Source organism: Paenibacillus sp. 01L418 (assembly GCF_056400045.1).
In genome coordinates, this window is record NZ_JBFTSN010000716.1 from 1 (window position 1) to 1,683 (window position 1,683).

Genomic DNA, 1,683 nt, shown 5'->3' on the forward strand with positions numbered 1-1,683 from the left:
ATTTCCTCCTGCCAAATAAATAGCCTCTCAGCATTCGCCGAGGCATTCGTACACAAAGCTTAAGAATTCATTATACAACGCACGGAATAATGAAGCGCCATTAAAATTGTTGAAAAGGTAGACAAGCTCCGAAACGCTATTCGTTATACAAAAGTTGGTCGCATTCCATAGCCGATTAATGGAATATACTTCCTTGCGTCTTTATGACCATCTCGCCCATCTAACCTATGTAGCCTTCATGAAGCAAACAGCAACTATCGTTTAACAATAATACACGGCGAAAAAGCCATAAGGAGATTATTCATATGAAAAAAATAGTAATAGGTACAGTCGTAACTTCAGTCATTGCCGGTGTAACCCTTATCGGGTTGCTGACGAATTCGGTCAGCGACCGCAGCATTGTTCAAGCCAAGGAAAACGTAAACCAAATAACGCAGCAGCATGTGAAACAGCCCAATGCAAGCATTAGCAACGACTCGTTCCGCAACATTGAAGCAGCGAAGCAAAGTTTAGTATTTGAAATTAATGGCGAAGCAAGCTTATTCGAAGGCACCTACCATTTCACAATCAAGCAAGGCGATAAAATCATCATGACTGATTTTGGAACTGCTTCTGTAGGCGGACCGGAATGGGGCAAAGTGAATCAGACCATTATCGTTCCGGTAAATAAGTTGTCACTCGACATCCCGCTCCATATCGAGCTATATGAAATTGATCAAGAGAGCGGCGAACAAGTTCGCAAAATCAACATGCCGCTAACGATGTACGCTTGCAGCAAAAAAGTCGATAACGAATCATTTCGCAACCTGATGATCACTCCTGTATCCGTCGATTATTCCTTAAAGGGCGAGGCGAGACTTTCAGAGGGCACCTATAATTATACCCTAAAACATGGCGAAAAAGTGCTTGCCTCAGGTTTTGGAACAGCCTCTATCGGCGCACCTGACTGGGGCAAGGTTCAGTATGATTGGAACCGTGTGGGAGAGCATAACCAGAGCACGACTATTACTCATAAGGAGGCCGACCGCCATTTCAAATGAAATTGAACTTGTAAAAAAAGCGATAGCCGGCGATGACGAAAGCTTCTCCAAATTGATCGCGAGTCGACAGGATCGGCTCTACCGAATCGCCTATACTTATGTTCGCAACAAGGACGATGCTCTCGAAATTGTACAAGAAACCATATATCGCGCCTTTATTTCTGTCAAAAAAGTGCGTGAGCCGCAATACTTTCATACGTGGCTAACAAAGATCGCCGTCAATTATGCGCTTGAATATATTCGAAAAGCGAAAAAAACAGTCTATATCGACAGTGATTATGAGGCTGGTTACGCTCCTGAACGAACCGAAGAACAAATCGATCTGCATCAGGCACTCAACAGTCTTGACGAGAAGTCCAAAACGGTGATCATCCTTAGGTATTTTGAAGATTTGCCCTTAAAAGATGTTGCTGAAATTGTCGATATGCCGTTAAGCTCGGTGAAATCGAGCGTCTACCGGGCTTTAGCAAAGCTGAATATTCATCTAAACGAGGGGGAAGACGATGAGTAACCGAATGGATTTATTTAAAAAAACATATAATGAAATCGATATTCCCGATCAGCTTGCTGCCGTTGCCGATGCAGCTATTCAAAGAGGCAAAATCGAGCGCAAGCGCACGAAACAAGCAAACTCAATCCGCTG

General features: G+C 43.5%; 2 protein-coding genes. Both read left to right on the forward strand.

All coding sequences use genetic code 11. The features are described 5' to 3' along the window. The first annotated feature begins 305 nt into the window (after positions 1-305). Positions 306-1,040, forward strand: coding sequence for a Gmad2 immunoglobulin-like domain-containing protein (locus AC1DSE_RS34985; RefSeq protein ID WP_477511345.1), 735 nt, complete (start codon positions 306-308; stop codon positions 1,038-1,040). 52 nt (positions 1,041-1,092) lie between these two features. Beyond that, a complete protein-coding gene (locus AC1DSE_RS34990) occupies positions 1,093-1,551 on the forward strand; it encodes a sigma-70 family RNA polymerase sigma factor (RefSeq protein ID WP_477529092.1) in 459 nt (152 codons plus the stop codon). Positions 1,552-1,683: the final 132 nt, after the last annotated feature.

What these genes read in the sequence shown, in the direction of transcription:
- AC1DSE_RS34985 (WP_477511345.1), top strand. Translation starts at nt 306, where the DNA reads ATGAAAAAAATAGTAATAGGTACAGTCGTAACTTCAGTCATTGCCGGT.